This is a genomic window from Nocardia speluncae NBRC 108251 (assembly GCF_001613245.1).
Classification (GTDB): Bacteria; Actinomycetota; Actinomycetes; order Mycobacteriales; family Mycobacteriaceae; genus Nocardia; species Nocardia speluncae.
In genome coordinates, this window is sequence record NZ_BDBZ01000007.1 from 241,094 (window position 1) to 265,243 (window position 24,150).

General features: G+C 67.6%; 21 protein-coding genes. 14 read left to right on the plus strand and 7 right to left on the minus strand.

Annotated elements, in window-relative coordinates:
• The first annotated feature begins 249 nt into the window (after positions 1–249).
• Positions 250–1,830: a Na+/H+ antiporter gene (locus tag NS6_RS10555; protein ID WP_068040087.1), complete on the plus strand. Its 1,581-nt coding sequence runs from the start codon at positions 250–252 to the stop codon at positions 1,828–1,830.
• A gap of 217 nt (positions 1,831–2,047) precedes the next feature.
• Here the strand turns inward: NS6_RS10555 and NS6_RS10560 are convergent, their stop codons facing one another.
• A complete protein-coding gene (locus NS6_RS10560) occupies positions 2,048–2,560 on the minus strand; it encodes a MarR family winged helix-turn-helix transcriptional regulator (RefSeq protein WP_068040089.1) in 513 nt (170 codons plus the stop codon).
• Positions 2,561–2,644: 84 nt separating this feature from the next.
• Here NS6_RS10560 and NS6_RS10565 point away from each other — a divergent pair, with 84 nt between their 5' ends.
• From NS6_RS10565 to NS6_RS10575, 3 genes are all read left to right on the plus strand, one after another.
• Entirely contained in the window at positions 2,645–4,690 is a 2,046-nt protein-coding gene (locus NS6_RS10565; protein ID WP_157112686.1) for an MMPL family transporter, read from the plus strand.
• Positions 4,691–4,811: 121 nt separating this feature from the next.
• A complete protein-coding gene (locus NS6_RS10570; protein ID WP_068040090.1) occupies positions 4,812–5,312 on the plus strand; it encodes a hypothetical protein in 501 nt (166 codons plus the stop codon).
• Between the two features lie 110 nt (positions 5,313–5,422).
• Positions 5,423–5,794 carry a VOC family protein gene (locus NS6_RS10575; RefSeq protein WP_068040091.1) on the plus strand — a complete coding sequence of 124 codons (372 nt, stop codon included), beginning with the start codon at positions 5,423–5,425 and terminating at the stop codon, positions 5,792–5,794.
• A 138-nt stretch (positions 5,795–5,932) separates the two neighbouring features.
• Here the strand turns inward: NS6_RS10575 and NS6_RS10580 are convergent, their stop codons facing one another.
• On the minus strand, positions 5,933–7,123 hold the full coding sequence (locus NS6_RS10580; RefSeq protein WP_068040595.1) for a DoxX family protein: 1,191 nt from the start codon (positions 7,121–7,123) through the stop codon (positions 5,933–5,935).
• Positions 7,124–7,590: 467 nt separating this feature from the next.
• On the opposite strand from NS6_RS10580, the gene NS6_RS10585 reads away from it, so the two are divergent.
• Entirely contained in the window at positions 7,591–8,559 is a 969-nt protein-coding gene (locus tag NS6_RS10585) for an Acg family FMN-binding oxidoreductase (protein ID WP_068040093.1), read from the plus strand.
• A 155-nt stretch (positions 8,560–8,714) separates the two neighbouring features.
• The gene (locus tag NS6_RS10590; RefSeq protein ID WP_068040094.1) at positions 8,715–10,376 is read left to right on the plus strand and encodes a bifunctional 3'-5' exonuclease/DNA polymerase; all 1,662 of its coding nucleotides are present in this window, start codon (positions 8,715–8,717) and stop codon (positions 10,374–10,376) included.
• A gap of 29 nt (positions 10,377–10,405) precedes the next feature.
• Here the strand turns inward: NS6_RS10590 and NS6_RS10595 are convergent, their stop codons facing one another.
• Complete coding sequence (locus tag NS6_RS10595) at positions 10,406–10,933, minus strand: MarR family winged helix-turn-helix transcriptional regulator (protein ID WP_068040095.1); 528 nt, start codon at positions 10,931–10,933, stop codon at positions 10,406–10,408.
• A 133-nt stretch (positions 10,934–11,066) separates the two neighbouring features.
• Between NS6_RS10595 and NS6_RS10600 the strand changes: the two genes are divergently transcribed.
• Positions 11,067–11,411: a DUF1801 domain-containing protein gene (locus tag NS6_RS10600; protein ID WP_068040096.1), complete on the plus strand. Its 345-nt coding sequence runs from the start codon at positions 11,067–11,069 to the stop codon at positions 11,409–11,411.
• Between the two features lie 274 nt (positions 11,412–11,685).
• Positions 11,686–12,771 carry a TetR family transcriptional regulator gene (locus tag NS6_RS10605; RefSeq protein WP_068040098.1) on the plus strand — a complete coding sequence of 362 codons (1,086 nt, stop codon included), beginning with the start codon at positions 11,686–11,688 and terminating at the stop codon, positions 12,769–12,771.
• A gap of 42 nt (positions 12,772–12,813) precedes the next feature.
• On the opposite strand, the gene NS6_RS10610 is transcribed toward NS6_RS10605, so the two are convergent.
• Complete coding sequence (locus tag NS6_RS10610) at positions 12,814–13,368, minus strand: MarR family winged helix-turn-helix transcriptional regulator (protein WP_068040099.1); 555 nt, start codon at positions 13,366–13,368, stop codon at positions 12,814–12,816.
• A 229-nt stretch (positions 13,369–13,597) separates the two neighbouring features.
• On the opposite strand from NS6_RS10610, the gene NS6_RS10615 reads away from it, so the two are divergent.
• Positions 13,598–14,953: an MFS transporter gene (locus NS6_RS10615; RefSeq protein ID WP_068040101.1), complete on the plus strand. Its 1,356-nt coding sequence runs from the start codon at positions 13,598–13,600 to the stop codon at positions 14,951–14,953.
• Between the two features lie 186 nt (positions 14,954–15,139).
• On the opposite strand, the gene NS6_RS10620 is transcribed toward NS6_RS10615, so the two are convergent.
• From NS6_RS10620 to NS6_RS10630, 3 genes are read right to left on the minus strand one after another with little or no spacing between them, the layout of a single operon-like run.
• A complete protein-coding gene (locus tag NS6_RS10620; RefSeq protein WP_068040103.1) occupies positions 15,140–16,057 on the minus strand; it encodes an alpha/beta hydrolase fold domain-containing protein in 918 nt (305 codons plus the stop codon).
• Complete coding sequence (locus NS6_RS10625; RefSeq protein ID WP_084470919.1) at positions 16,054–16,908, minus strand: SDR family NAD(P)-dependent oxidoreductase; 855 nt, start codon at positions 16,906–16,908, stop codon at positions 16,054–16,056. Before NS6_RS10625 ends, NS6_RS10620 begins: the two co-directional genes overlap by 4 nt.
• A 39-nt stretch (positions 16,909–16,947) precedes the next feature.
• Positions 16,948–18,018: a zinc-binding dehydrogenase gene (locus NS6_RS10630; RefSeq protein WP_068040105.1), complete on the minus strand. Its 1,071-nt coding sequence runs from the start codon at positions 18,016–18,018 to the stop codon at positions 16,948–16,950.
• 432 nt (positions 18,019–18,450) lie between these two features.
• On the opposite strand from NS6_RS10630, the gene NS6_RS10635 reads away from it, so the two are divergent.
• From NS6_RS10635 to NS6_RS10655, 5 genes are read left to right on the plus strand one after another with little or no spacing between them, the layout of a single operon-like run.
• Positions 18,451–19,497, plus strand: a complete 1,047-nt coding sequence (locus NS6_RS10635; protein WP_068040106.1) for a 3-ketosteroid-9-alpha-monooxygenase, oxygenase component — start codon at positions 18,451–18,453, stop codon at positions 19,495–19,497.
• Positions 19,494–20,651, plus strand: coding sequence for an acyl-CoA dehydrogenase family protein (locus tag NS6_RS10640; protein ID WP_068040109.1), 1,158 nt, complete (start codon positions 19,494–19,496; stop codon positions 20,649–20,651). Before NS6_RS10635 ends, NS6_RS10640 begins: the two co-directional genes overlap by 4 nt.
• 9 nt (positions 20,652–20,660) lie before the next feature.
• The gene (locus NS6_RS10645) at positions 20,661–21,761 is read left to right on the plus strand and encodes an acyl-CoA dehydrogenase family protein (protein WP_068040110.1); all 1,101 of its coding nucleotides are present in this window, start codon (positions 20,661–20,663) and stop codon (positions 21,759–21,761) included.
• On the plus strand, positions 21,758–22,570 hold the full coding sequence (locus NS6_RS10650; RefSeq protein WP_068040113.1) for an enoyl-CoA hydratase: 813 nt from the start codon (positions 21,758–21,760) through the stop codon (positions 22,568–22,570). The genes NS6_RS10645 and NS6_RS10650 overlap by 4 nt, the downstream gene beginning before the upstream one ends.
• Positions 22,567–24,147 carry a class I adenylate-forming enzyme family protein gene (locus NS6_RS10655; RefSeq protein ID WP_068040114.1) on the plus strand — a complete coding sequence of 527 codons (1,581 nt, stop codon included), beginning with the start codon at positions 22,567–22,569 and terminating at the stop codon, positions 24,145–24,147. Before NS6_RS10650 ends, NS6_RS10655 begins: the two co-directional genes overlap by 4 nt.
• Positions 24,148–24,150 lie beyond the last annotated feature (3 nt).

Sequence of the window (24,150 nt, forward strand, 5' to 3'; positions counted from 1 at the left end):
TGCCCTCGCCCCCGCGTCCGATCGGCCGCTTCGGTCCTGGTGAATATCTAAAGTGTGCCTCGGAATTGTTCGCAAGGCCAAGGAAACTGCGAGTTTCGTGGTTGCCGCGAAATAGCGTGTGAGGCAGACATTTCCGGACCAGACCTCGATTTCGCCCCGGTTGCCGGACTTCCGCGCCGGAACTCGGTTTCGCCGCGCTCCGGCATTGCGCACCAGCGCGGCGGCCCGCGCATCGCAGACTGGACGGTCATGGACCAGTTGGTGCTGACGTTCACGCTGCTGTTCGCCGCTGTCCTCGCCGAGGCGGTGGGCCGCCGGATCGGCGTGGCCTCCGCGGTGCTGATGACGCTGTTCGGCTGCGTGCTGGCACTGCTGCCGTTCGTGCCCCAGATCCGGGTGCCGCCGGAACTGATCCTGCCGCTGGTGCTGCCGCCGCTGCTCTACGCTGCCGCCCGCCGCACCTCCTGGCGGCAGTTCGCGGAGAACTGGGAACCGATCGTGCTGCGTGCGGTGGGGTTGGTGATCGCCACCGTGGCGGCGGTCGCCGCTGTGTTCCACGCCTGGTACCCCGGTCTGCCGCTGGCCGCGGCCGTCGTGCTGGGTGCCATGGTCGCGCCACCGGATCCCGTGGCCGCGACCGCATTGGCCGGGCGGCTCGGGTTACCGCGGCGGCTGGTGGTCGTACTCGGCGGCGAAGGGCTGTTCAACGATGTCACCGCGATCGTGATCTATTCGGTCGCGATCGAGGCGGTGGTCACCGGTCATTTCTCGGCAGCGCACGCCGGCCTCGAATTCGTCGTCTCTGCCGTGGTGGCGGTCGCCGTCGGGCTGCTGCTCGGCATGCTGGGCAGCAAACTCACGGGATATCTCGCCGAGGCCAGCCGGCAGGTGGCGTTGAGTCTGCTGCTGCCCTTCGCGGCCTACGGGCTCGCTGAATCGTGGGGTGGCTCCGGTGTGCTGGCGGTCCTCGTGTGCGCCCTGTACCTGACCGACGCGGCGACCGAGTTCGGCGATACCGCCTACCGCATGGTGGGTGAATCGTTCTGGGATATCACCGAGCTGTTGATCAGCGGTTTCGCCTTCGGTCTCATCGGCCTCGAACTGAGCGCGGTACTGGCCGCCACCGGTGACGACTGGCCGCAGCTGGTCGCCGTCGCCGCCGCGGTGGTGGCTGTGGTCGTGGTCCTGCGGCTCATCTGGCTGACGGTGACCTGGTGGCTACGGGGCGCCTCATGGCACGACGAGGAGGCCGACGAGCCCTACACCTGGCGGGAAACCGTGGTCACCTGGTGGGCCGGTATGCGCGGTGTGGCGACCGTTGCGCTGGCGCTGGCCATTCCCTTGCTCACCGACGCGGGCGCCGATTTCCCCGGCCGCACCCAGATCCTGTTCATCGCGTTCGCGGTGGTGCTGTTCACCTTGCTCGTACAGGGTCCCACGCTGCCGCTGATCGTTCGGCTCACCGGTGTGCACGCCGATACCCGCGCCGAGCGCCGGCTGGAACGGCAGCTGTGGAAACGCGTCGTCGATGCGGAATTGGCCCGTCTCGAGGAGCTCGCCGCCTCCGAGGACATCCCGGTCGAACTCTACGAACGGTTACGAGAAGGCGTCCGGAAACGGATGGCCCGCGCCGATCCCGAAGCGGCCGACGAAGAGGCGCGGGCACTGGGCGAACGTGAGCAGCGAATGGCCGCCACCGTCAAACGGCTCAGGACCGAACTCGCCGAAGCAGGCCGGCGCGAAGCTCTGGCCGCGCGTCGCGAACCGGGAATGCCGCCCGACCTGGTGGACCGGGTCACCCGGCGACTGGATCTGGGACCCGGCCGTTGAGCGGCAAACCGCCGCCGGACCGCGCGCGGCGGTGCCCATTGCCGGGACGACCGGCCAGGGCGTCGGCGAGTTCGTCCTTGCTGCTCTTCGGGCGGCCTCGTATCCCGCGCCGCCGTGCCTCGTTGTACAGCTTGGTCTGCTGCTGTGCGACCGTTGCCCACCGCGTCGCTGCGGCGAGATATCACGGATGGACGAGCGGCTCGCGGAAGCTGTGGCCTCAGCCGCCGGCCGGCCGCTGATCGTTCAGCGCGGTGTGGTGGTCACGCATTGCGGCGACCACCTCCTGGAGTACGCGATGTGCGGCGCGTAGATCGTCGGTCGGCAGGGCGGTCATGGCGGCGCGAGTGCGCCCGCCGAGAGGGCCGAAGAATTCGCCGGCCACCGCCATCCCGTGGTCGGCGTAGTGCAGGAGTACTCGCCGGCGGTCGCGGGGATCCGTTTCCCGTTCGATGTGACCGGAAGCGATCATTCGCTCCACCAGATACGTGATGGCAGCGGGGGACAGTCCCATGAGTTCGCGGAGTTGTCCCGCGGTGAGAGGGTGCCCTTCGGCGTCGGCGGTGGCGATATGCATGAGCGCACGGAAATCGGTACTGCGCAGCGCATGTGAACGGGCGAAGAGGTGGGCGATCTGCTCGGAGATCGCGGTGAGCGCGCGGATATCGGTGGCGATATCGGTCTCGGCGGAGATGCGCGCCGCGGTATCGGCCGTTTCGCCTGCTGGTGTCACGCTCGGGGGTCCTCCCTGTTCGATCGGCGCACCGAGTGTAGTCGAGTTTTGCTTATTATTTCAGTTTCTGAAATAGTCGGCCGGGTGAATGCCTGGGAGCGCTATGCCGCACTGGCCACCGGCCGTCGATCGTGGTGGCTACTCGTCGCCGTCGTCCTCGCGGCCTGCGCGGCGATTCTCGGGGCCGGCAGCAACGACGACGCCGGCCGGGCGCCGACCTCGCTGCCGGAATCGTCGGAATCCGCGCGGGTGAAAGCGGCGGTAGCCGATTTCCCCGGTGGTGCGGACGCCCCGGTCATCATCGTCATCAGCCGGGCCGGCGGCGGCCCGCTCTCCCAAGCGGATCTCGCGGCGGCCGAGACGGCGGTCGGCCAGATCACGGGTACCGCAGCGGGCGGGTCCGGGCTCGTCCTCTCGCCCGACGGTGCGGCCGCGCTGGGGCGGGCGAGCGTATCGGCCGAACTGAGCGGTGAAACCCTCACCGAGGAGATCGACCGGCTCCGCGAGGTAGCGGCGCGGCAGACGCCGCCCGGCCTGGCCATGCAGATAACCGGTGGTCCCGCGTTCGGCGCCGATATCGCCGATTCGTTCGCCGGCGCGGACATCACCTTGCTGGCGATCACTGCACTGGTGGTCACGCTGCTGCTGATCATCACCTACCGGTCCCCGGTGCTGTGGCTGGTTCCGCTGCTGGTGATCGGTCTCGCCGACCGGACTGCCATCGGGGTCGGTACCGCACTGGCCCGGCTCACCGGGTTGAGTTTCGACGGCTCCACCTCGGGCATCACCAGTGTTCTCGTCTTCGGTGCCGGGACGAATTACGCGTTGCTGCTGATCTCCCGTTATCGCGACGAACTGCACCGCCACCGCGACCACCGGCAGGCGCTGTACGAAGCGGTGCGCCGCGCCGGTCCGGCAATCCTGGCCAGCAATATCACCGTGGTCCTCGCGCTGTGCACCCTGCTGCTGGCGACGCTGCCGAACACTCGGTCGCTGGGTTTGATGGCCGCGGCCGGACTCCTGGTCGCCGTCGTATTCGTCCTGGTGGCGCTGCCGCCCGCGCTCGCACTGTGTGGCCGGAACGTGTTCTGGCCGTTCGTTCCTCGGTTGCGCACGGACGATATCACCGAGCGGGGCGTCTGGCATCGGATCGCAACCTGGGTGGTGGCTCGGCCGGTGGCCGTATCGTCGGCCGCGATCGTGGTCCTGCTCGGCTGCTGCGCCGGCCTTTTCGGTGTCTCCATCGGGTTGTCGCAGACCGAGCAATTCCGGGTCGAGGCGGAATCGGTCGACGGTTTCGACACCTTGGCCGCGCATTTCCCGTCCGGATCTTCGGATCCCACTATCGTGCTGGCCCGCCAGGGCACGGCCGACGAGGTGCGCCGGGCCCTGTCGACGGTTCCGTCCCTCTCGGCGGTGAACCCCGCCGGGACTCATGCGGGTACGGACCGGTGGATGGTCACCCTCGACGCTGCCCCGGAATCGGCGCAGGCATTCGACACGATCGAGAAGATGCGCTCGGCGCTGGCCGGCGAGCCTGCGACCGAAGCGCTGGTCGGCGGCAGTGACGCGCAGGCCCTCGATACCCGCGATGCCGCCCGCGGCGATCAGTTCCTGGTCATCCCACTGATCCTGGTGGTGGTTTTCGCGGTGCTGCTGGTCTTGTTGCGCGCGGTACCCGCCGCCGTGCTGCTGATCGCTGTCACTGTGCTGAGTGCTCTCGCAGCCCTCGGGCTGGGCAGCCTGGTCGGCACCCATCTGTTCGGTTTCCCGGCATTGGATACCACGACGCCGTTGTTCGCCTTCCTCTTCCTGGTGGCGCTGGGCGTCGACTACACCATATTCCTGGTGACCCGGGCCCGCGAGGAAACTCCGGGCCACGGCACCGTCGGCGGTATGGTGCGCGCGGTTTCGGCGACCGGGGCGGTGATCACCAGTGCCGGCATCGTGCTCGCGGCGGTGTTCTGTGTTCTCGGGGTACTGCCGCTGATCACACTCACCCAGCTCGGCATCATCGTCGGTATCGGCATCGTGCTGGATACGTTCCTGGTGCGCACGGTGGTCATCCCGGCGTTGTTCACCGTTGCCGGCCCGAAGGTGTGGTGGCCGAACACGCTCGCGCACAAGTGAAACAGACCCGATTGACACCAGCGAAATAGGCAAGGCTAACCTGGGTGGCGTTGCGGGTGGCCCGGTGCCGGCCCAACGGTCTATTCGCTGCTGTACTGGGCGACCGGTGAAAGAAGGACATATGCTGACCGTCCACGAAAACGGTGTACCGCTGAACATCTCGTATGCCGACCTCATGAAGTACCACGGCCCCGGGTTCCCCGGCGGAGTCGCCCACGCCTACTGCGCCATGCAGCAGGCCCTCGCAGTGCTCGGCGAGGTCGAACGCCGTGAGGTCGCCGTCCGCACCGCTTTCCCCGGGCCGGGTGGCCGGGACGCCATCGAGATGACGCTGCGGGCCGTCACGGGAGACCGCTTCACCGTCGACTCCGAACTCGCCGCGACTTCCCGGGGAACCACTCTCGCCCGGTATGTCTGGGAATTCGGCTACCGCGGCAGGACTGTGCGGGTGCAATTGCGCGATGCGGGATTCGTCACCGACGAGTTCATCGCACTCGGCGCGAAAACCGGCCGGACCTCCGAAGACGAAGCGCGGCTGACGGTGCTCAAGCAGGAGATGGCCGAACGGCTGCTGAATGCGGCCGTGGGTGAGGTCTACGAGGAGGTTGCGGCCACACTCTGAACGGCGACGACCGGGCCGGCGCGCGGTGCGCCGGGGGAGCGGCGACGTTTTCCCCGGAGCCCACCCGGGTAAGCCGTGACAGTCGTCCGGTTGTGGAAGGAGGGCCGCCGATGGCTGCCGAAGGTGTCGAGGGTTTGCGTACAGTCGTTCTGGACTGCCCGGACCCGGGGAAATTGGCCGAGTTCTACCTCGCCCTGCTCGGCGGGGAGATAGTCCGGCCGGAAAGCGACGACACCTGGGTGGCGATGGCCGACCCACAGGGCCGCCGCCTCGCCTTCCAACTCTGCCCGCAGTACCGGCCGCCGCAGTTCCCCGACCCGACGGGATCTCAGCAGGTCCATCTCGATATCCGGGTCAGCGATGTGGAGGTCGCCGAACCCGCAGTGCTCGCTCTCGGCGCCACCCTCATCCAGACCGCGGATACATTCCGGGTGTACACAGACCCGGTGGGGCATACGTTCTGCTTGGTCTGGCTCGAGTAACCGCGTGTCCGGAGCGGCAGCCGTGGCACGGTCTGTGCCGACAGAACGTTTGTGACACGGCCCGCGCCCGACAGTTCCGTTCCGGCAAAGCAGAATGCCCGGGCATGCCGACCATGCTCGGGCATTCTGCTCGTCGACTCAGCGGTGTTTCGCGGCGTCCGCCCGCCCCTTCCGGTAGGCCTTCTCCAGTTGCGCCCGCTGTTTCTTCAGCTGGGCGCGCTGCTCCTTCGCGGCGGCGCCCAGTTCGCCACGCCGGTTCTTCGAATAGTCGGCGAGACCGGCCGCCCGCTTCTTGGCGGCCTCGGTCAACTCCGGTCCCTTGGTATGGGCGGTGCCGGCGAGTTCGCTGCCGCGATGTTTCGCGGCCTCCGCGACTTCCTCACCCCGGTGCCTCGCGGTATCGGCCAGTTCCGCCGCTCGCTGCTTCGCCGTTTCGGCCCATACCGGGCCCCGGGCCTGCGCGGTATCGGCGAGTTCGCTGCCCCGCTGTTTCGCGATACCGCCGATCTCGGTGGCGCGACTCTTGGCTGCTTCGGTCCACCCGGGTCCGCGGGTCTGCACGGTATCGGCCAGTTCGCTGCCGCGATGTTTCGCGGTCTCCGCCAGCTCGCTGCCCCGGTGCTTGGCGATATCCGCCCATTCGGACCCGCGATGTTTGGCCGCCTCGGCCCAATCCGGGCCGCGCTCGCGGGTTATCTCGGCCAGCTCGGCCCCCTTACCGGCGACGGTGCCCGCCAGCTCCTGCCCGCGGGTCGCCGCGGTTCCCGCGAACTCCTGGCCGCGCTCCGCTGCCTGCTGTAATTGGTGGCGTACCGCTTCACCGGACCCGTGACGCCCCGACGCCCCGACCGGCAGCGCTGTGCCTACCGTGGCCGCGGCTTTACGGGCCGCCCGCCGGCCCCGCCAGCCCAGTGACGGTTTGCCCGCGGTATCCGCCGCGGCGATCATCAGCCCACCCAGCAGGCCCATATCTTTCAGGAAAGCGGTCCGCTTCGCGGCCTTGCGGGCGGGGTCGGTTTCGGCCCAGAAATTCTGTTCGGTGACCGTCGCGGGGACCACGGTCACCGCGAGGGCCAGCGCCGCGGGCCGGGGCGCCTTCCCCAGTGCCAGCAGCGTGCCGCCCGCGATCTGGACGGCCGCCGTCACCTTGACCAGCGTATCCGGGTCGGCGGGAAGCGACGATGCGATATTCGACGGCAGTGATTCCTGCCCCTTCACCACCAGGTTCGACGCTTCCTGTACCCGTGATTGCGGATGCATCAGGGTTTCGACGCCGTTCGCGACGAACGTACTCGCCAGCAGCGGCCGGGCAAGCCGACGTATCAGCATGGTATGCATCCCTTTCCTCGGTGTATCGCATCTGTCACAGCCGGAAACCAGGGGAGGTTGCCCAGCGTACTGGCGATCTACCCGGCATTCGGTGCGGGAAACAGGGTGGCCACGTGCGTGTCGCGGGGTGCGGTCCCCTGGAGATCCGGCGCCGAGGTGGTGTGGTCGACGTCACATACGCGGCCCGCTACCGGACGTGGTGTCCGGATGATTCCGGAATCGCCTGGTGCGCTGTGAGTTTCCGAGAGTGCGATTCGGCCGGGCCGGAGGGGGCCCCGGATACCTGTCCGACACCTGGATGCCGGCTCCGGCGCAACTGTCTACCCTCGGGACCAGCGCAATCGCCGTTGCGGTCGCGGCACACCGGTCGGCGCGCCGCAGGGGACACGCTGTCGCCGGGTATAGCCGGCCGCCGGGGAGCGACCACATCCGGAAACCATTTCTGTGATCGGAAGGACGCACCACAAATGTTCGCCGCGACCCCGGATCGTGAGGCCATCGATATCGCCCTCGGTCTCGCCGTCCGAGCTCCGTCCGTCCACAACACCCAGCCGTGGCGGTGGCGGCTGACTCCCGCCGGGATCCAGCTCTTCGCCGATCCCACTCGCCACTTGACCGCCACCGATCCCTACCGGCGGGCCCTGGTTATCAGCTGCGGCGCAGCGCTGCACCATCTGCGGACAGCCCTGGCCGCGCTCAGCTGGGCGACCAGTGTGGAGTACTGCCCGGATCCCGCCGATGCCGATCTCCTCGCCACGGTGCATACCGCCCGGCAACGTCCTTCCAGCGCCCAGATCGAGCAGGCCGCCGCTATCCTCCTGCGGCGCACCGACCGCCGCCGCTACCTGCCCCGCCCGATTCCCACCGGGCATATCCGCGCACTCGCCGGCCAGGTATCCGCCTATGGCGCCGCGGTCCGGCAGGTCCCGGATCCGCTTCTTCCACGTCTGGCCGAACCCATGCGCCACGCCGCCGAACTACACGGCGCCGACCCCGGCTATCAGGCGGAGATCGCCCGCTGGAGCGGTGCGGGCCGCGCTGCCGACGGCGTTCCTTCCCGTAATGCCCCCGCACCCCGCCCGACCGGCGAAATCCCGGTGCGCAGTTTCGCCGAGCCTGCGCTCCCGGACCCCGCCGACGCGCCCGACGGGGCCCAATGGCTGGTCCTGGGCACCCCGTATGACGATCGCCGCGCCCAGTTGCGTGCCGGCGAAGCAATCAGCGCACTGCTGCTGACCGCGACCGGATTCGGCCTGGCGACGAGTCTGCAGACCGAACCCCTCGGCATGCCCGACTTCCGTCGGGCGATCCGCACCGGCCTCCTGTACGACTGCGCCTACCCGCAGGCTATGGTCCGCGTCGGATGGGCTGCCGGCAGTTCCGCACCCCTGGCCGAAACCCCTCGCCGCCCGGTGGCGGACGTCATGGCCGCCTGACCGGCCATCCGCTTTCGTCGGCCGCTGGTGCCACGGCGACGCCGCCGACGCTGTCGGCATATCTGTGCCGATACCTGGATATGCGCATTCAACCATTGATTCGTATGCGGTGAACTACTGCCGAAATTGTCGGACGCTGGTGCCAAACTCGTGCGGTGAGGTGGGCAGTGGCGGACACGGGTGATGGTGGTGCAATTCTGTGTCCGCTCGGTCCGGATGGCCGGCCTGCGGGAGCGGTGGTTCACGAGCCTTCACTCGCCGAAGCGGTGCGTACGCGCCCCGAGGTCGAGAGGTGGGTGTGGCGTTCCACTGCCGGTATCTACCGATCGCTGCTGGCGGCGGATGTGCGGGTCGAGCGTTGTTACGACGTGGAGGCCGCGGAAGCATTGCTGATCGGGTACGAGGAGGGGCAGGCCGGCCAGGCCCGGTCCTTGGCGGCCGCGTGGGCTCGCTTGCGCGGCTTGCCCGTGCCGCCCGATGCCCCGGCGCGGGCTGCCGAGCTCCAGCCGTTGCTGTTCGAATCGGGCCCGGTGCCGCTGCCCGCCGGAACGGACGAATTCACCGCCCTGCTCGAGGTTTACGTGGGCCAGCTCGCCCGGACGGCGGCCACCGGGCATCCGGAGCGGATGCGGTTGCTGCTGGCCGCGGAATCGGCGGGCATGCTGGTCGCGGCGGAGATGTCGCGGTCCGGCATCCCGTGGCGCGCCGATATCCACCGCGAACTGCTGGCCACACTCCTGGGGGAACGTTATCCGGGAGGGTCGCAACCCCGCCGGATGGCGGAACTGGCCGACGAAGTATCGCGGGCATTCGGGGCCAGGGTCCGCCCGGATCTGCCCAACGACATCATCAGGGCCTTCGCCCGCGCCGGAATCGAGTTGACCTCCACCCGCAAATGGGAGCTGCAACGAGTGGAACATCCGGCGGTGGAACCGCTACTGGCCTATAAGGCCCTGTACCGGCTCTACACAGCCCACGGTTGGTCCTGGCTGGAACAGTGGGTCCACGGGGGACGCTTCCGTCCCGAATACCTCCCCGGCGGCACGGTTTCCGGTCGCTGGACCACCAACGGCGGTGGTGCCTTGCAGATTCCGAAGGTGATCCGCCGGGCGATCCGCGCCGACCCGGGCTGGTGCCTGGTGGTCGCCGACGCCGACCAGCTGGAGCCGCGGATACTCGCCGCCGTCTCGCGCGATCCGGGGCTGATGCAGGCGGCCGGCCGGGTCGACGACCTGTACGCGGATCTCGCGAACCGTGGCTTCGGCGGTGACCGTGATCAAGCCAAACTTGCGCTACTGGGTGCCGTCTACGGCCAGACCTCCGGCGACGCCCTGACCCATCTGGCCGGTCTGCGGCGTCGTTATCCCGCGGCCGTGGCCTATGTCGACGATGCGGCGCGGGCCGGTGAAGAGGGCCGGCTGGTGCGTACCTGGCTGGGGCGGACGTGCCCGCCGGTTTCGGTCGAGACCCGGGATCGGCAGGACCTGCCGGTCGGCAGCGAGCGCGGCACCAGCTCGGCCGCGCGTGCTCGGGGCCGTTTCACCCGGAACTTCGTGGTGCAGGGTAGCGCCGCCGAGTGGGCCCTGCTGGTTCTGGCGGGCCTACGTCATGCGATGAGCCGCGCCGGGCTCCGCGCCGAGCTCGTCTTCTTCCAGCACGACGAGGTGATCGTGCACTGCCCCCATGAGGAGGCGGCGGGGGTCGCCGAAATGATTGCCACCGCGGCCGATGCCGCGGGTCGGCTGACTTTCGGGTCTACACCGGTGCGGTTCCCCTTTTCGACGGCGGTGGTGGAGTGCTACGGGGAGGCCGGATAGGGCTCGGCCGGCGCGTTGCGGCGGACCCGTTATCCGGTGTTTCGCCCGTTCGGCGCTTCCAGCGTGTGCAGCAGGGTTCGCAGGAGGTCTTCGAGAGCCGTTTGCTCGCTTGCGGGGAGCCCGGAGAGTAGCCGCGTGACGTTGGCGGTGTGTGCGGTCATCGCCTCGTCCACCGTGGTGAAACCCTGTTCGGTCAGCCGGACGTGAAAACTGCGCCGATCGTTGGGGTCGAGGGTGCGTTCGACGAGGCCGGAGGCAACCAGCCGGTCGATCCGGTTGGTCATCCCTGCCCTGGTGAGCAGCAGGGCAGCCGAGAGCTGTGAGGGGGTGAGGGTGTAGGGCTCGCCCGCCCGGCGCAGGGTCGCGAGAACATCGAATTCGCCGCGCTGGAGTCCGAATCCGGTGAATACTCGTTCCTGCGCCGGGCGCAGGAGCAGAGCGGCCCGGCCGAGGCGTCCGGCGATACCGATCGCCGTGAGATCGAGGTCCGGGCGTTCGCGCGTCCAAGCCGCCACGACGGCGTCGACGGAGTCGGGGTCTGAGGTGTTCTCACTCATGCCTCCACTCTATTCACTGATTGATAGTTTGACATCTAACTACCGGTGGGCGATCATATTTGCCTGCTGTGTCATCGCGCCGGCCATCCCACCGTCGGCGTGGACAATCACATCGAATCCCGAGGAGCACCCCGTGAACGACGAAGTAACCCGATACATCGACAAGTTGCCGGCGTGGCAGATCGACGTGTGCCGGCAGCTGCGTGCCATGGTCCACAAGACGATCCCCGGCGCCGAAGAGCAGATTCAATACGGCAAACCGCATTTCTCGAAGAACGGGCAGCATGCGGCATTGATCCACGCGGCCAAGACCAAGGTGTCGTTCATGGTGTTCAACGCCTCGGAAATCGAGCCGATCAAGGGAGTGCTCAGGTCGATGGGCAACGGGGAGCGCAAAACTGCCGATATCGTCGAGGGTCAGGATATCGACTACGATCTGCTCGCCGAGTTCGTGGCGAAGGCGAGTAGCAGCCTCTGAGTGGCCTGCCGCCGGATGAGACACTCCGCCGAAGGCTCGACGCCGTTCGGGTGACATGGTCCCGGAACGGCGTTCGAGCTCGACGCAACCAGCCGGAACCCTCGTGGGTGCCGTCGGCGGCAGGTGGTGGGGAGCGCGATTAGTCTGAGTGGTGCCTCGCCGGAGAGAGCGGTTCCCGCCCCGTGCGTGCCACGCCGGGGCCGCGCGGGTGCTGCGGCGTTCGTAACCCGGTGGGCCGACCGGAACAGCCGACCTCACCGAGGAGCGCATAGCAATGAGCAGGCAGTCGGGGCTGTGCAGCCCGGGCGACAGTGATGACTGGACGACCCCGCGCGTCGTCGAGTTTCTGGGGGTCAGCCGGCAGGCGGTGAACAAGAGGCTGCACGGACGCACAATCCTCGGGTATCGGGACGGGCGCCGGACACGTTTCCCGGCATGGCAGTTCGATCGCGCCGCTGCCGAAGTGCGCCCTGAAGTGACCGAACTGCTGAAAGTTCTCGGCGAGGGTTTCGAACCCGCCGAGGTGTCGCGGTGGACCGGCACGGTCATACCGGAGTTGAACGCTACTCCGGCGCAGCTTCTCCTGTCCGAGACGACGAAATCGGACGCCCTCCGGCTGGCAGCCGAACGACGTCGAGCGGGAACTCTGGTCGCCGATGCCGGGGAACCTGTGGGTGGGCATCAGGAAGCAAGTTCGCGGGGGCGGTTCTTCGAACGGGTTCGCACGGAGCTCGCATCACAGGAGCCGGACTCGCAATTGGCGATCCTGCTCGCGGCGGCCGAACTGTTCGCCCAGCACGGCCCGGCCAAGGTGTCCCTGCGGTCGGTGGCCGCGGCTGCCGGTGTCCCTTACAGTCTCATTTACCGTTACTTCGGAACCAAGGACAATCTCCTGGCTGCCGCCATGGAATTGCTTGTCACCTACGGTGGACAGTCTCTCTACGAGGAGACGGATGCCTACTCGGCCATCGCGAATACGCTCGGTGCCGATTCGGGGCAATGGAGCAAGGCGGTGACCTGGGCGATCCTGGACGAGGTCCCGCCCTCCCGGCTCTTCCGGCCGGGCCTTCGTTCGGGTGGTTACCGCACACAGATCGAGAAATTGTGGGAGAGCCCCGAGCCGCCCCGGGTGCGGGAGAACTTCGATCCGCGAGTCCTGTCGTCGCTGATTCAGTTGGTGATCGGCACCTGGGAAACGTTCGAGCCCTATCTCAGCATTCTGCTGGGGGAGGATGCTCCTGAGTCTGCGTCCCAGCACGAAGAAGTGATCGAACTCCTCCAACTGCTCGCATGGGCCGCGCGACCCGGACGGGCAGACGCTCCGGCGCCGGCACAACATCTGACGGCGCCGGACGTCTGACCAGCGGTACACCCGGTGTGCGCTGATCTGCGGACTGGGCGCTCAGCTTCCCGCGGCGGCCCGGGTGTTTTCGAAGAGCGTCGTGTATTCCTCGAGAAGGTCGGCAAGTAGCAGCCGGCGTTCGGGGGCCATGGGAACGAGAGTCTCGCGCATGATATTCCGGCGTTCCACCATTACGTGAGTGATGGCTTCCTTACCCGCTGGAGTGCATCGCAGCAGGACGAAGCGCCGGTTGGTGGGATCTGTGTAGCGCTCGATGAGTTGCAGGTCGACCAGCGGGTTGACTGCGCGGGTGACGGTCGACGGGTCGAGTCCGAGCTGCGCGGCGAGCCGGTTCATGTGGATCTCACCTTCCTGTGCGACTGCTTCGAAGGCATCGATCTGGGCAGGGCCGAGCTCTCGGCCGTTGACCGTGTAGAGCTTGGACTGGATTCGCTCTCGTCGATTCGAGCGCAGGAAGCGCCGGGTCGCGTCGATCAGCCGGTCCCCGAGCATCTCGAATGCGGCGTCCGACTGTGCGGCGGTCCAAGTTCGGGTCGCGGCTCCGTCCTGGTTCTGACCGGGCTGGTCGTTACTGGGTTGAACGGGCACGCTCATATCTCCTTCGGATGGTTGTTTGCCTGTGTACGCAGGCTTGAACCCTCACATAATAGCCTCTCTGCAACTCTTGGTAATTACAAGGCTTGTGGTAAGCAATTGTTGATTGTTAGTCTCCTCACACCGCGTTCGAACCAAGCGGTGGATTGTGTGGCGGTTCCTCTCCGCCGATCACTCCTTGATCTTCCGTCGGTGCCCTTACGGGGGCACCGCATCATGCAGGAGCGCCATGACCACATCTGATATCGCAGAGCCATCCCGCGAAACCGTGCGCAGAGCATCTCTGGCGGGTTTCCTCGGGACAGCGGTGGAGGCTTACGATTTCATCGTCTTCACCTACATCATCGTCTACCTGGCGCCGCTGTTCTTCCCCGACGACGACCCGGTCACCGGGGTCCTGAACTCACTACTGGTCCTGGGGACCGGCTTCCTCGCCCGGCCGATCGGCGGGATCGTCTTCGGCCGTATCGGCGACCGGCGCGGTCGGCGATTCACTCTTATTCTGACGATCACCGGAATGGGCGCGGTGACCGCATTGATGGGCGCATTGCCGACCCATGCGACCGTCGGAACCCTGGCGCCGGTCCTGCTCGTCCTCACCCGGCTCCTCCAGGGATTCTTCGCGGGCGGTGAGCAGATAGGTTCGGCCACGTTCGTCACCGAACATGCCTCGGTCGCCAACCACGGCTTCCTGAGCGCGATGACCCCGATGGGGTTCGGCATGGGCACAGCGTTGGCGCCGGGTGCCGTCGCCCTCACTACGATGCTGACCTCGGAAGAGACAATGGCCGACTGGGGTTGGCGTATCCCACTGCTGCTGTCGATACCGCTCATGGCCTACACCCTGTATCTGCGGACCCGGTTGGAGGAGTCGCCCGGCTTCCGCAGGCTCGCCGACAGTCACGAAGTCCCGACCGCTCCGGTACGTGCGCTGTTCCGGGGCCACACTCGGAACCTGCTCAAGGTGACTGCGCTCAGTGTTTCGGTACTGGCGATCGGCTATATCATGCCGGCCTACATGCCACTGTTCATGCAGCAGCAGGTCGGTATGGCGGCCGGGGTCACCGCGGGAATCGCCACCTTCGCCTCCGCCTGTTCCATCGCGATCGGATTCGGTGCGGGTCTGTTGATCGACAAGTCCGACCGCAGGGTCACCATGGTGATCTTCCTCGGCGCACTGGCGCTCATCATGTTCCCGATCATGTACCTGATCAAGGCAACCGACGGCAATATCGTTGTCACCGCACTAGGTCAGATGCTGCTCATCGGGTTCGCCGGCGCGGCCGCGGTGCCGGTGTACGCCACGCTCACCGCGACCTTCCCCGCCGCGGTGCGATACACCGGCGCGGCAATAGGTTTCGGAGTCGGTTCGGCGCTGGGCGGTGGGCTCGGACCGTACCTTGCGGGCAAGTTCACCGAGATGACAGGTAACGCCTATGCGGCCGCCGGCGTGGTCGCGGCGGCAGCGGCCCTGGGCATCTCGGTCATCCTGACAATGCCGGGCCGCAGAATTGCCGGCGACGAACTCCACAAGGGCGACAGCGGTGACCGCGAAACCGGCCGCGCGGCCACCGAGGTCGTATAGCGGAGCCGGTGGATCGCATTAGAATCGCCGTACCGGCCCCTGGTGGGCCGGTACGGCGTTGTCTCCCGAATTACCCGGCAGGCGAGTGGTGTGCAATAGTGCGCAGAGTCGCCGGCCGGGCGTGCGCTCGGGCGGGCCTGCCGCCGCGTGTGCTACTCGACCGTCCCTGGCGCAGGGCGGCCGGGATCACGCACCGTGGCGTCGGGCGCTATCGGCGATGCCGCGGGCGAACCGTCCGAACGATTGCACCGCCCTACCCGAATCGGGATGTCGCGGTTCGATCAACGGCCATGTATGGCCCCGGCCCGCAACGGTTTCCAGCCGGCATGAGACGCCCGCTGTCGCGAGTTGCCGGGCGAAGGCGAGCGAATCGTCGAGCAGGGTTTCGGCCGTTCCGACTTGGACGAGGGTCGGCGGAAAGACGCGGGGATCCGCCCGGAGGGGGGAGGCCAGCGGATCGTCGCCGTCGTAACCTTGGAGATACGCCGTGCGAGCGCTGAGTGCGGTCGTGCGATCGAAGAGATGGTCGGTCGCCGATGTGTACGACGGGGAATCGCAGCGCAGGTCGAGCCAGGGGGAAAGCAGCGCCATCCCGTCGGGTCCGGTGATGCCGATCCGCGCCGCGGCTACCGCGACGGCGGCGGCCAAACCCCCGCCGGCGGAATCGCCGGCGACGAGGATCGGCAGGCCGGGCCGCCGGGCGCGGAAAGCGAGATAGACCGCCATCGCGTCCCGCACGGCCGCCGGGAAAGGCGATTCGGGAGCGAGCCGGTAGTCCACCAGCACCACCTCCGCCCCGGCCGACCGCGCGAGTTCGGCGCCGTAGTTCGTGTACGCCGAGGCACTTCCCATCCGGTAGCCCCCGCCGTGCAGATAGAGGACGGCCACCTCGTCACCGCCGGCCAGGACGTGGCACGGGACCGATCCGAGTTCGATTTCTGTCCGGGGCACCGATCCGTCGTGCTCCCCGGCGGCAAACTGTTTCCGTTTCGCGCGGAGGTCGGCCGTTGCGGTCATGCCCGTCCGGTCGGGCGGGAGCATGTCCAACAGGGTCGGGGAGGGGGCCGGCCTGCGGTCCCGGTCCGGGGCGGTAGCGTCGGTCATTCGTTGTCGGTCCCGCTCTCGAGACTTCCCATGCGATAGGGGTAGCTGGACGTGGCGCCCGCATCGATGATCAGGGTCTGTCCGGTGATCGCGGCGGCGAGATCGCTGACCAGGAAGGTGATTCCGGCAGCGATATCGGCCGGCGTGGTCAGCCGCGGGAGCGGCGCGGCCGCCCGGCTGTTCTCGAGTTGAGCTTCGTCGAGGACATCGGCCATTCGCGGGGTGAGCACGAAGCCCGGCGCCACCGCGTTGACACGCACCCCGCTCGGACCGAGTTCGACTGCGGCAGTGCGTACGAGGGAGACGAGCCCGGCCTTGAACACTCCGTAGGCCCCGTGGCCCGGGGCGCTGCTCAGTCCCGAGACCGACGCTACGAAAGTCAGTGTTCCGCAGCCCTGCTGTGCCAGCCGGCGTCCGAAGTGACGGACGGCCAGCCAGGCGTGCCGCAGCACGATGTCGTGTTCCCACAGCCAGTCTTTTTCGGAAATGTCGAGCAACGCTTCGTAGCGGGCGATGCCGATGACGTCGATCACGCCGTCGACCTCGCCGATATCGCGTGCCAGGGCGGCCATCTCTGCATCGCTGGTCGCGTCGACGACCGTGGCTGTGGCGCCGTCGCCGATTTCGGCGGCCACGGCATCGGCTCGTTCCCGGTCGGAATCGACTACCACGACCCGAGCGCCCAGCTGCGCGAGGGAGTGCGACGTATGCCTGCCCATTCCGCGGCCGCCGCCGAGTACGACGTAGCGCCGCCCGTCGAGACGGAAACGCGCCGGAAGGTCGGTTATCTCCTCGGCGGCCTCGACGAGGTCCGCTACGGAGGGGGTGCTGCCGGGCTTGTTGGTGGTCATTGCTCTCCGGTCGTCATTGTGCGGGTGTATCCGAATGAATCAGGGCAGGAAGGTCAGGACCCCGCGGTCCAGTTGGGCGGCGCGGGCATCGTCGACGAGCTGGTGGAAGTCGTCGAATCGATACGTGCGGGTGACGAGTTCGTCCAGCAGGAGACGCCCGGACCGGTACAGCTCCAGGTAGCGGGGAATATCGGCGCTCGGGCGGGAGCTGCCGTATCGGCAGCCGAGCAGGGAACGGTCGAGGTAGAGCAGGCCCGCCGGCACGGACAGCTCGGTATCCGCCGGCGGCACGCCCAGGAGGATGAGCTGGCCGCCCCAGCTCAGCATCTCGAATCCGCGGCGTACGGTGGCCGGGGCGCCGACGCAGTCGAATACGTGATCGGCGCCGTCGCGGGTCAGGTCCTTGACGGCCTCGACGGAATCGCCGGAATCGGGGTTGACGAAATGCGTGGCGCCGAATCGCAGGGCCTGCGCGCGTTTCGCCTCGTTGGTGTCCACCGCGACGATCGTGGCCGCTCCGGCAAGTCGCGCGGCCTGTACGACGTTCAAACCGACTCCGCCGACGCCGATCACGGCCACTCGGTCGCAGGGAGCGACCCGGGCCCGGTGGAATACCGCTCCGGCGCCGGTGAGGACCGCGCATCCGACGAGGCATGCCGAGGTGAAGGGAATATCGTCCGGGATGACCGTGGTCTGACCGGCACGGACTACGATCCGTTCGCTGAAGGTCGACAGCGCCGCGAAGTTGTGCACCTTCTCCCCCCGCCGGCGGAACGGCGCATCCGGTGTGCCGTACGAGCGGCGGCACATGGTGGGCCGGCCCGACCCGCATTCTGCGCAGCGACCGCAGTTGGCGAGCGTGGAGGTCACCACATGCTCGCCAACGCGCGGTGTGGACACTCCCGGGCCCACTTCCTCCACTACACCGGCGCCCTCGTGTCCGAGTACGACGGGGACGGGGAAGGGGATGGTGCCGCTCATAACGCTGAGATCGCTCTGACACAGGCCGCTGGCGTGGATCCGGACAACGACTTCGCCCTCGGCCGGAGCTCTGACCTCCAGATCATCGACGATCCGGTTGTGGTTGCCGTCGAACAGGATCGCTTTCACGTGATTCCTCGCTGTACATGCTCGGAGGCGTATCGGGGCGCCGGTGCACCGGCTGGGCCGAGTAGCGCGCTGGATGCTCGCCGGCGCAGGCGCGCCGGTGCCGTCGGGTTGACGTAGATGGTTCTACGGAGGGGTCTTCAACGGTAGCCAGCGGCTACATCTGTCGTCAATATCGTTGTGCCGATTTTCTGCGCCGATATTGCTCCCGTGGTGCGCTGAACGGTGGGAGACTCTGCTGTATAGGGCATATGCGCGTGCGTGTTGCGTTGGCTTGTGAATCTGTAGGTGCGGTTCGGGATGTGGCAGTTTCGCCGGACGCGCCGGAACGTCAACCCGGGACCGACCATTGACGGCCATGTAGCCAGTGGCTACAGTGCGGATATCACTGGGGCGCGTGGAGTTTCGCTCGCGTTCGACGAATGAGGAGAAGCAATGCCGTCGATGTCGTTGTCGATGAAACCCACGGGCTGGTTCCAGATCGGGTGGTCCGATGAGATCGGTATCGGTGCGGTGAGCCCGCTCCGCTTCTTCGGCCGTGACCTCGTGGCGTACCGCACCGACGCCGGCCGGCTCGTAGTGCTCAACGCGTTCTGTGAACATCTGGGCGCCAATCTCGCGTACGGGGGGTCCGTCCACGGCGACGAAATCCAGTGCCCGTTCCACGGCTGGCGCTGGAATCCTCTGGGCCGCAACACCTGCATTCCGTATCAAGACAAGCCGAACCGGGCGCGGCGTATCGGAACCTGGACCACCGTCGAGCGCGACGGGGCGATGTTCCTCTGGCACGACGCCGACGGCCGGGAACCCGACCACGAAGTGCCGAGTGTCTTCGAACTGTTCCCCGGATCCGGCCCGGCCGAGGATTACCACCCGGCACGATCAGAGGGCACCTTCAGCGAGTCGGATCTGGCGATTCACCCGCAGTACGTCATCGAGAACGGGGTGGATTTCGCCCACTTCAAGTACGTGCACCGCGCCGACGAACTACCCGAGGTGACCCGGCGAGAATTCGGGGAGCACGACTTCCGCACCCGCCTGGCGCTGAAGTTCAAGCGGAAGAAGGCCGACGGCGCCGTCGAGGAGGTACAGGGCAGCGTCGATGCCGCCATTCTCGGAGTGGGATTGGGGTACTCGTATGCCGCGGGCGCGGGCCGGGTATGCAGTCTGACCTCCGTTACCCCGATCGACGACGAGAAATCGATGCTGTGGTTCTCGGGATGGGTCAGCAAGGAAGATGAGGACGAGGCGACGGTGCGGGGACGGCAGCGTAGCGCGATTGCGCAGGTCCGCGCCGACCTCGCGATCTGGCGGCACCAGCGGTACACCGAGCCACCGGGCCTGGCCACCGCCGAAGCGGCGGGCTTCCGCGATCTCCGGCAGTGGGCGCGCCGGTTCTATCCCGAGGGGCATCGAGGTCACGCGGCGGAGGACCAGCGTGCCGCGACCGATGCCCAGGCGGGCGACGGGGCGGCGCGATGAGCCGCCCGCTCGCGCCCGATCTGGTGGCATGGCGCGCCGAGATCCGCGAATTCCTCGCCGCGGAGCTGCCGTCGGAGCAGGCATTCAATACCGAGTTCGACGATGCGCCGCAACAGTGGGAGATCGCGCTCGAGTTCAGCCGGAAGGTGGCCGCGAAGGGCTGGATCGGACTCACCTGGCCCGTCGAGTACGGCGGTGCCGGCCGCTCTCCCCTCGAGAATCAGGTGCTGCTCGAGGAGTTGAACGCGGCCGATGCGCCGATGGTCAATTCGGTGGGTATCTTCCTGGCCGCCGGAACCATTCTCGCCGCCGGCAGCGACGAACAGAAGAAGACCCTGCTCCCGGCGATATCGTCGATGCAAACGCTGTGGGCCGAGGGGCTGACCGAACCCGAAGCCGGCTCCGATCTCGGTTCACTGCGGACCCGTGCCGTGCGTGACGGTGACGACTGGATCATCACGGGCCAGAAGGCGTTCACCTCGTGGGGGCCGATGTCCGATGTGCTCTACGTCGCGGCCAGAACTTCTGTGGAAGCCCGATCGAGCGGCGCCATCAGCATCTTCGTGGTCGACCTGGACGCGCCGGGCGTCACCCTGCACCCCATGCGCAACTTCGGGGGCGGAGTCCAGTCGACGACCTACCTCGACCGCGTGCGGGTTCCCGGCGATGCGCTCATCGGTGCGGAGGGGATGGGCTGGCGGTACATCATGGGGGCGTTCTACGCGTCGGGCACCGTGGAGCCGATCTACGCCGCGCAGCAGGCACGCCTCGACGCGCTGATCCAGCATCTTCGCGGAATTCCCGGCACGTACGACGATCCCGTCGTGGCCTCCGGTATCGCCGAGCTCGCCCGGATGGTCCACGCTCAGCGCCTGCTGGCCTACGAGGTCGTCGGCGATAACGTCAACGGCCGGTCGACACCGTACGGCGGTGCGGTACAGCAGGTGGTGGCCAAGGAATTCGAGCCACTGTTCGCCCGGGTGTTCGACCGTGTCCTCGGTCCGGGCAGCCAGCTCACCGCAGCGTCCCGCTGGGCCCCACTGGGTGGGGCGCCCGAGGCCTGGTATCGCCAGTCGTTCGCGAATCACGCGGGCGGAACCAGCCAGCTGAAACGGATGGTGCTCGCCACCCGTGGACTCGGCCTGCCGCGTTAGGAGCTACGGATGGAATTGACCTGGGGTGAGGATTACGATGCCCTCGCCGACGTGGCGCGCTCGGTATTCGAGCGCATATCGCCACTGACCGACCGCGACCGCACCACCGATTTTTCCGGTCTGGTCCGGCAATTCGCGGAACTGGACTGGCTCACGCTCGGGAATCCGGGCGGTGGCGCCGGATCCGCGAGTCTGGCGAGCACGGCGGCCGTCTTCGTGGAAGCGGGCCGTGCCCTGGTGTGCAGCCCGCTGCTGCCGCTCATCACAACGCGCGACGCCGCGGTACTGTGCGGCTCACCGAGGGCCGGCGAACTCGCCGCCGGTATCGAGTCGGGTACCACCACGGTGCTGCCCGCGCTTCACGACCCGGCCTGGGGCCAGGCGAAGCCGGCCGTGCGCGGGGGAGTCCTGAGCGGCACGGCACTCGCGGTGCCCTACGCCGACGCGGCCGACCTTCTCATGGTGGAAGCCACGGAGGATGTGGGCGGCGGGAACCGCAGCGATGTCCTGGTCGCCGTGCCGCGCGGGCCGCAGGTCGCGGTGGAGCCGATGCCGAACCTCGGTGAGCATTCGATGTTCGCGGTGACGTTTTCCGGAACTCCGGTGAGCGAGGTCGAGGTTCTGGCGCGCGCCGGGACCGCGCATACCGCAGTCGTCACCGCGCGCCGGAGGGCAGCGGTCCTGACGGCCGCGCAGATTCACGGAGCCGGTCTGGCTCTGCTGGACAGGACCGTTCGCTACGCACAGCAACGCCGGCAGTTCGGCGGGCCGATCGGCCGGTTCCAGGCCGTGCAGTATCTGTGCACCGATATCGCGGTGGCCGTCCACCTGACCTCCGCGTTCGTCCGCGACGCGGCCCGCCGCCTCGACGAGGGCGCGGACGCGGCAGCGGAGGTGGCGCTGATGGGCAAACAGGCCCGGATGACAGCGGAGGAAATGGTGCACGCCGCCCACGAGGTCCATGCCGGTATCGGGTTCATGGTCGAGTCCGATGTGCACATGTTCACCAAGACGTCCGCGAAGTGGATGTTCGATCTGGGCGACGAACACCGGAACGACCAGGCCATTCTCGCCGAATTGTGGCGGGAATCGATCGGAGGACGACTATGACGACGGTGCAGTACCGCGTGGACGCGGCGGTAGCGACGATCACGCTGGACCGTCCGGATAAGCACAATGCCCAGGATCAGGCGCTGCTCGTGGAACTCGACGCCCGCTGGCGCGAGGCCGCCGCGGACGACGCCGTGAAGGTGATCCTGGTGCGCGCCAACGGGGCGAATTTCTCGGCCGGACACGATCTGAAGTCGGAAGTCGCCGACTACGCCAGGGCAGACCTGGGCGCGGTCCAATCCGGGTACCGCTGGGAGGCCGAGCATTATCTCGGCTTCAGCCAGCGGTGGCGCAATATCCCGAAACCGTCGATCGCAGCCGTACAAGGCGCGTGTATCGCCGGTGCGCTCAACGTCATCTGGCCCTGCGATCTCATCGTCGCCGCGGATAACAGCTGGTTCAGCGACCCGGTGGTGCGTTACGGCATCGGCGGCGTCGAATACCACGCCCACACTTGGGAAATGGGCGCCCGGAAAGCGAAGGAGATGCTGTTCACCGCCACCTCGCTGTCCGCGGAGGAAGCGCTGCAGCTCGGTATGGTGAACCGCGTGGTCCCGCTCGACGAGCTCGAGGCCCGGAGCCGCGAACTCGCGCAGCAGATCGCGGCCATGGACAGCTGGGGCCTCGCGCAAGCCAAGCGCGCGGTCAACCAGACGCTCGACATCATGGGCCAGCACAGTGCGCTGCAGGCCGCGTTCGAAATCCATTGGTCGGGGCACGCGAACGCGCTGGTTCGCACCGGGTATCCGTTACTGATGGAGGGGCCGTTGAGCTCCCCCGAAGCCGGACAGCGCGGGGGACGAGCGTGACAGGTTTCGCGGCACTTCCGAACACCCTGTGGGGCCTGCTCGCCCATCGGGCGGCGCTGACTCCCGACCACATCATGCTCATCGACGAGCACGGCCACAGCGTGACCTTCTCCGCGATGGTGCGGCAGGCGCAGCGGGTGGCCGCCGGGCTCCACGATCTCGGCGTGCGGGCGGGGGATACCGTCAGCTGGCAGTTGCCCACCCGCATCGACACGGTGCTGCTGAGTCTCGCGCTCGCGCGGCTCGGCGTCACGCAGAATCCCATCATTCCCGTCTACCGCAGCCGCGAGGTCGCGGCGATGGTGCGGCAGTGCCGTGCAGCGTGGCTCATCACGGTGGGAGAGTTCCGTGGTTTCGCCCATGGGGCGATGGCCCGCGATATCGCGGCGTCCTACGATATTCGGGCCCTGGTGCTCGCCGGTGAACTACCCGTGGGCGATCCGGCGGAGCTGGGGCCGCCTCCCGGATCCGGTGCCGAGATCCGGTGGATCTACACGACTTCCGGCACCACCTCGGCGCCCAAAGGCGTATGCCACTCCGATGGATCGCTGATAGCCGGCGGCCTCGGTGTGGCCGATGCCCTCGCCGTGAGCGGCGAGGATGTCGCCACGATCTTCTTCCCGTTCGCCCATATCGGTGGACCGGATATGTTGATCGCCGGACTGGCCGTGGGCATGCCGATCGTCGTGTCGGAGGTCTTCGAGCCGGCCGCGGCAATGGCACTGCTGCGAAAGTACGGGGTCACGGTATCGGGCGGCGGACCGTCGTTCTACACCATGTATCTGGAGCAGCAGATCCGGAGCGGCCCCGAGCCGGTGGCCCCGGCGCTGAGGTGCCTCGCCGGGGGTGGTGCACCGATGCCGCCGCGGGTTTATCACGAGGTGGTCGCGAGCATGGGGATACCGGTCCTCCACGGCTACGGGATGACCGAGTGCCCGATGATCACGCAGGGACGCCCCGGCGACAGTGTGGAACAGCTGACCTCGACGGTGGGCCGCCCGGTGCTGGGGTGCGAGGTCGCCGTGCGTGCCGACGACGGGCAGCGGCTCGGACCGGAAGCCGAGGGGCAGGTGTGGGTCCGGGGCCCGATGCTGGTGCACCACTATCTCGTCGACGGCGATATCGTCGTCCCCCACGACGAGGACGGCTGGTTCTACACCGGCGATGTGGGGTACCTGCGGCCGGACGGGCACGTGGTCTTGGTCGGCCGCGAGAAGGACCTCATCATCCGCAAGGGTGAGTCGATCAGCCCGATGGAGATCGAGGACGTACTCGGACAGCACCCCGCCGTCCAGGGGGTGGCCGTCATCGGGTTACCCGACGACAACCGGGGCGAGCGGATCTGCGCGGTGCTGGAACTCGTCCCCGGACGCGAGGCGCCTAGCGTCGCCGAGCTGCGCGAACACTGTCGTGCAGCGGGGCTGGCACCGTTCAAATCACCTGAGCAGGTCGAGATCGTCGACAGTATGCCCACGACCCCGACCATGAAGATTCGTAAGCACCAGCTGCGCAACCGGTTCGACACGCAACCCCGCGCCGGTGCCCCGGCACCGCAGAAAACCGGCGCGGGCAACTGAACC